The organism is Nocardia sp. NPDC060255, from assembly GCF_042727395.1.
Lineage (GTDB): Bacteria > Actinomycetota > Actinomycetes > Mycobacteriales > Mycobacteriaceae > Nocardia.
Window position 1 is genome coordinate 524,457 of sequence record NZ_JBHXAU010000002.1, and the last position, 6,000, is coordinate 530,456.

At 64.8% G+C, this 6,000-nt stretch carries 7 protein-coding genes; 4 read left to right on the forward strand and 3 right to left on the reverse strand.

Going from position 1 to position 6,000, the window contains the following annotated elements; translation table 11 throughout:
• Nucleotides 1-39: 39 nt before the first annotated feature.
• Nucleotides 40-363, forward strand: coding sequence for a hypothetical protein (locus ACFWF1_RS08165; RefSeq protein WP_379291906.1), 324 nt, complete (start codon nt 40-42; stop codon nt 361-363).
• Nucleotides 364-404: 41 nt separating this feature from the next.
• Here ACFWF1_RS08165 and ACFWF1_RS08170 read toward each other — a convergent pair whose 3' ends face one another.
• Nucleotides 405-530 (reverse strand): hypothetical protein, encoded by a 126-nt coding sequence (locus tag ACFWF1_RS08170; RefSeq protein ID WP_379291904.1) that lies wholly within the window; start codon nt 528-530, stop codon nt 405-407.
• 49 nt (nt 531-579) lie between these two features.
• Here ACFWF1_RS08170 and ACFWF1_RS08175 point away from each other — a divergent pair, with 49 nt between their 5' ends.
• Nucleotides 580-1,779 (forward strand): dipeptidase, encoded by a 1,200-nt coding sequence (locus ACFWF1_RS08175; RefSeq protein WP_379291902.1) that lies wholly within the window; start codon nt 580-582, stop codon nt 1,777-1,779.
• Nucleotides 1,780-1,856: 77 nt separating this feature from the next.
• On the opposite strand, the gene ACFWF1_RS08180 is transcribed toward ACFWF1_RS08175, so the two are convergent.
• Both ACFWF1_RS08180 and ACFWF1_RS08185 read right to left on the reverse strand, forming a co-directional pair.
• Nucleotides 1,857-3,044 carry an alpha/beta hydrolase fold domain-containing protein gene (locus tag ACFWF1_RS08180; RefSeq protein WP_379291946.1) on the reverse strand — a complete coding sequence of 396 codons (1,188 nt, stop codon included), beginning with the start codon at nt 3,042-3,044 and terminating at the stop codon, nt 1,857-1,859.
• A 107-nt stretch (nt 3,045-3,151) separates the two neighbouring features.
• A complete protein-coding gene (locus tag ACFWF1_RS08185) occupies nt 3,152-3,964 on the reverse strand; it encodes an alpha/beta fold hydrolase (protein ID WP_379291901.1) in 813 nt (270 codons plus the stop codon).
• A 55-nt stretch (nt 3,965-4,019) separates the two neighbouring features.
• Here ACFWF1_RS08185 and ACFWF1_RS08190 point away from each other — a divergent pair, with 55 nt between their 5' ends.
• Together ACFWF1_RS08190 and ACFWF1_RS08195 are read left to right on the forward strand one after the other, a co-directional pair.
• Nucleotides 4,020-4,457, forward strand: a complete 438-nt coding sequence (locus tag ACFWF1_RS08190; RefSeq protein WP_379291899.1) for a MarR family winged helix-turn-helix transcriptional regulator — start codon at nt 4,020-4,022, stop codon at nt 4,455-4,457.
• Between the two features lie 417 nt (nt 4,458-4,874).
• Entirely contained in the window at nt 4,875-5,726 is an 852-nt protein-coding gene (locus ACFWF1_RS08195) for a class I SAM-dependent methyltransferase (RefSeq protein ID WP_379291897.1), read from the forward strand.
• The last annotated feature ends 274 nt before the right edge of the window (nt 5,727-6,000 follow it).

Sequence of the window (6,000 nt, forward strand, 5' to 3'; positions counted from 1 at the left end):
TACATCGAGATGTACGCGCACACAGAGCAAACGGGGAACATGAGGGTCAGGGTCTTCTACACCTGTCCGAAGGACAACCTGCAGATTCATCAGGTCACAGTCACCGCCACCACGATCAGCAACGGTGACGCGAAGTCCGACGCCGACCGGAAGGTGCCGGCGTGCACCGGCAGCGAGCAGTCCGTCGACCTCCCGTTCATCATCTCGATGTACACCAAGAAGGGCTTCAGCAGCGGTTCGCTGATCGAGTTCAAGTCCTCGCTGACCGGCTGGAACAGGGGCCCGGCGGATTTCACCCAACTGGCGGCCAACACCGAGCGAATCTGCCCGGCACACAGCGCGAACGCCTGCCCGCAAGGGTGATCGGCCCGCGGGAACGACCAAGCTTCCCGGCACCGACCCGCCTACGCGATGACCAGACTCGGTACGGATTCAATCCGCAGTCCCCGAATGTCCGGTCCGCCACCGTGATTGCCGCCGTCACCCAGCCCGTTGGCGAGCAGTAGCACCAGCATAATGACCAAGCCCATCCCGGCCAAAGCATTCGACACGGTTGCGGCGCACGTATAGAACGGAGTCGTGACTTCTCCTCTGCTCGCTCGTGCGCATGCCATCCTCCGCGATACCCCGGTCGTGGACGGGCACAACGATCTGCCGTGGGCCATGCGGATCGAAGCCGGCTACGATCTCGACGCTGTTGATCTGGCGACGGATCAGAGTGGACGGTTGCACACCGATCTCGGTCGGCTTCGCGCCGGTGGGGTCGGTGCGCAGTTCTGGTCGGTGTATGTGCCCAGCAACTTGGCCGGGGATGCCGCCGTCAGCGCGACTCTGGAGCAGATCGACTTTGTCCGGGCGTTGACCGATCGGTTCCCGGATCAGCTGCAATTGGCTGGTACCGCTGACGAAATGGAGGCGGCGCGCGCCGCGGGCCGGATTGCATCGCTGATCGGCGCCGAGGGTGGGCACAGCATCAACAGCTCGCTCGCGACCCTGCGAGCCCTGCATCGTTTGGGCGTGCGCTACCTGACCCTCACACACAACGACAATGTGCCGTGGGCGGATTCGGCCACCGACGAGCCGAAAGCGGGCGGGCTCACCGCATTCGGCGCCGAGGTGGTCCGGGAGATGAACCGCGTCGGCATGCTGGTCGACCTCTCCCACGTCTCCCCTGACACGATGCGCGCGGCGATCACGATTTCCGAAGCCCCCGTGATCTTTTCGCACTCCTGCGCTCGCGCACTCTGCGACCACCCCCGCAACATCCCCGACGACGTCCTGGCCACGCTGCCCACCAACGGCGGTGTAGCAATGGCCGCCTTCGTCGGCAACTTTCTACTTCCCGCCGCCAAGGACTGGGGCGCCGCAGCCGACGAATACGCCCAAGCCAACGGCTTCCACCGCATGGACTGGTCCCCGGAAGCCACCGAATGCCGCCGGACCTTCGAGTCCACCCACCCCCGCCCACCGGTGACCGTAGCGATGGTCGCCGACCATATCGATCACCTACGCGAGGTGGTCGGCATCGACCACATCGGCCTCGGCAGCGACTTCGACGGCACCAACTACCTCCCCTCCGGCTTGGACACCGTCGCCGACTACCCCAACCTGATCGCCGAACTCCTGGACCGCGGCTGGTCCGAAACCGACATCGGAAAACTTACCTGGCACAATGCAGTTCGCGTCCTCCGCGACGCCGAGTCCGTCGCCGAGGACCTCCAGCACACCCGTCAACCCTCCAACGCCACCCTCGCCCAACTCGACTCTCCCACAGGCTGACCGGACGTAATGCCCCACGGGGCAACGACTTGTCAACGCGCCCAACGCTTTCGTCAGGAGAGAGGCGGCATCGCTTATCACTTCAGTTGCTGCGCAAGGAAACTGACGAGCCGACCGGCGACTTCCTGGGTCGTCCATTGCAGCGAGTTCTGTGGGTTGCCGGTGAAGGCCACGTCGCCGTGGGCCGCGCCGTCGATGATGTAGCGGGTGCTGTTCACGCCTGCGGCGACCAATGCGTTGTGGAGGATGAGGGTTTGGCTCGGCGAGATGGTGGTGTCTTGGTTGCCGTGGAAGATCACGAATGGCGGGGCGGTCGGCTGGATGTGGGTGACGGGATTCGCAGCGGCAACGGCTGCGGGATCCCCGGTGAGTGGTGTTGTGCTGGTGGGTCCGTTGACGTACTTGGCGGTCGAGGCGAGCAAGGGTGCCATGGCCTGCTGTGTGTCCGGGTCGAAGTCGGACTGCAGGCGGGACAGGTCGGAGGCGCCGAACTTGTCGATCACCGCTTGCACGTCGCTGCGCTGATTCAGGTCCGCGCCGATGTCAAAGCGCTTGTCGCCGTTGGTGACTCCGGTCATGGCGGCCAGGTAGCCACCCGCGGAGTCGCCCCAGACACCGACCTTGCCTGGATCGATGTCGTAGTCGGCGGCGTGCGCCCGCAGGTATCGGATGGCGGCCTTCACGTCGGAGATGCTGTCGGCGTATGTCGCGCCGTCGGGTTGGACTCGGTACTGGATGCTGGCGACGACGTAGCCCGCCTCGGCGACGAAGGTGCGTAGTGCGAGGTTTCCGGTCTTGTCCGCCATGACGAAACCACCGCCGGGGACGTACACGACCAGTGGCTTGCGACCGGCGGTTTGCGGGACCTGAATGTCCATAGCCAGTTGCTTGGTCTGATCGCCAGCTAACGGCACCGTGGCATAGGCGACGTCGGGATGTGCGGAGATGGGTGTGTGCCCGCATTGGATCTGTGGAGCGGTGCCGGGGTTGAGGACGGTGCTGGTGCTCGTGTCGACCGGGACGACGATCCGAGGCGGCGTGGCGGGAACGCCGGGACGGCCTGCGCCCGGCGGCATCGGACTGGCCGGGCAATCTATCGCGACCGCTGCGGGATTCGTCGGCGTGGTATCGCCACATGCGGTCGCGGACAAGATCGTGAGGGCGACCATGGCGGTTATCCGAACTGCCGACCGGTCGCGGCGGAAAGCCGGGGCCCGGTGATCGTTCACAGCGACGCCGTCGACGGTGTGTTTGCCGAATGTCATGTCCACCTAGCTGAAACTAGTTGGGCACAACCGGCGTTCGAATCCGTCAGTTGACGTAGTTCGCCGCCCGCGGACCGCGCGGCGAGAACCCGCGTCGATCGAGCGGATCAGGCGACGGGCTTGCCGACCGCGGGTGCGTCGGCGAAGTCCCACAGCAGCGAGATGAGCTCCGCCGGGGATTCGATCTGCGGGAGATGCCCCGTGTCTTTCATGATGACGAATTCAGCGTTGGGGATGGCGTCGGCGAAGGCGCGCCCGTTCTCCGGTTCGGTGACGCGATCGGCGTCGCCCCAGATGACAAGGGTCGGCAAGGTGATCTCGGGCAGCCGTCCGCGCAGCGTCGGGTCGGCCATCGCACCGCCATAGACCTGGAGCGTGCTGCGGTTCGCCGCCATCACCTGCAGCACAGCCGGACTGAGCTGCGCCGGGTCGATCCGATAGGTATCGGGGTCCGCGTAGCTGTAGTCGGCGATCCGGGAGAGGTCGAGGGCGAAGAAGTCGATGATCGGGTGATCAGGCACTTCGATACCGACGGCGTCGACGAGAACCACGCCGGACACCCGATCCGGGTGCAGCAGTGCGAGTTCGGCCGCGATCCAGCCGCCGACGGAGTTACCGACAACGGTGACGTCGGTGAGATCCAGGGTGTCCAGCAGCGCGGCGTAGAGAGCAGCGAGTTCGCCGATGGTAGTGAGTGATTCGGGTCGCTCGGTGCCATCGAAACCGGGGTGGGTGGGGGTCAACACGCGGGCCTGCCGCTCCGCCGCGAAGCGATCGGCGAAGGCGGTGACCGAGACGGAGCCTGCCCCACCGTGCAGCAGCAGAATCGGGCGCCCCTCCCCTCGCTCGCTGACGCGGATTACGACGCTGCCGACTCCGGGCAGCTCGACGTTGACGGTGCGGGTGATCGAAGAGTTCATATCAGGAACCTTATATCAGCATCCTGATATAAACAAGCTGAGTTAGGATCGGACTATGACCTCGATCGAATCGGTAGCCCTGTCGATCAAGCGGGTGCAACACCGCCACCACCGCGCCTTCACCGCCGAACTCGCCGACCTCGGCGTTTCACTGGTGCAATGGGACACGCTGCGGCATCTCGCGCAACATCCCGACGCGTCACTGCATGATCTGGCACAGCTGACCTTTCAGACCGACCAGTCCTTCGGGACGCTGGCAACGCGCATGGTCGACCGCGGCCTCATCGAGCGAGTGCCGGGCCCCGGTCGCGCAGTCCGCCACCAACTCACCGCCAAGGGGGAGGAAATCCGCGCCGAGGGCGCGCGCCGGATTCGCAAGACGCAACACCGATCCTTCGACGGACTCTCCCCCGCGCAGGTCGACACGCTCGGCGAGCTACTCGACCTGATCCTGGCCACGCCGCTCGAACACAACGCCGCCCCGACAACCTGACTCGGATCGCATGGCGACGGATGGCGCCGACCTGCGCAGGATGACGCTGTACGGTTCCGGGAGCGGTAATGGGCTTCACGGACTTTTGCGTCACCTTGAAAGGACTCTGACCTGATGGCGACGAAGACCACACGCGACTCTGATGGACCGGACGAGAGCATCGACCCGGTCGGACCAGCACCGACAAAGCGTGGCTGGTCTTCGGCGTCACCTCGATCTGCTCGTTGGCTTTCATGGCCTGGGGAATCCCCGCCGCCCGACTGATCCGATAGTCGGCGAAGTTCGGATCGACTGTGATATCCGTTGTCCGGACGGCCGATTCGGAACTACGGTCGGATCCAAACGGAGGGTGGCGAGTAGCTGCGCCGAACACTCCCCTCGTCGGCACCGACTGAGCGGAACGAGGAAAGAGGACCGATGGACAGCGAATTCGATTCCGGCACTGTCGAACTGATGCGAGCCAACGAACGCAACTGGGACGCACGCACTCCCATTCACGCAGCCTCCCAGTTCTACGGCGCGGACGGCAGCACACCGGCGGAATGGTGGTTCGCCTCCTTCGAATGGGATGACCTGGGGCCCTTGACCGATCGCGACCTGGTCCACCTGCAATGTCACCTCGGCACCGAGACAATCGAATTCGCCCGCCGCGGCGCCCGCACCGTCGGCCTCGACTTCTCCGGCCAGGCCGTAGCACACGCCCGCCGCATCGCCCAGCACCACGGCGTCGACGTGGACTACGTCAAATCCAATGTGTACGAAGCGAACACGGCCCTCGACGGTCACCGATTCGACATCGTCTACATCGGCAAAGGCTCGCTGTGCTACCTGCCTGACCTAGATCGATGGGCGGCGGTAGTGGCCGAGCTACTGAAACCCGGCGGCCTGGCCTACATCGTGGAATTCCACCCGGTGCTCACCTCGATGGGCCCCAAGCCGGACCCGAACCGCCAAGAGCTGCTACTCCGCAACGACTACCTCCAAGGCCGCGGCCCCGTCGAACACGACAGCACCCACACCTACACCGACGGCCCCGCCCTCCCCGCCGACGCAGCCCCCGTCTACGAATGGGCCCACGGCATCGGCGAAGTCACCACCGCCCTGATCACCGCAGGCCTAACCATCACCCAACTCCGCGAATCCGAACAACTCCCCTGGCCCCGCTTCGCCCACATGACCCGCAACCCCCAAACCGGCTGGTGGCAACTACCCCCTACCGCCCCCCGAATCCCCCTCCTGTACGCCCTGACCGCAACCAAGCCGAGCTAAATCGCGAACACGCACTCCAACCAACCACACAATCCCCAACCACCGCGTGTGCAGACCTCCCGACACGCCAAGACGCCCAACCTCAACATCGAGTCGCCCGCCCGGAGCTCGGTGCGCCGGTATCTCCGAAATCTGCACTCTCACTCGGGATCGGCACTCGGAATAGGGCCCGGCCCCAACATCGAGTCGAGTCATATGGTCGCTAAAAAATCTTCAACGGCGACCATATTACTCGACTCGATGACGCCCAACGACCTTTCGACTCGACTCGATT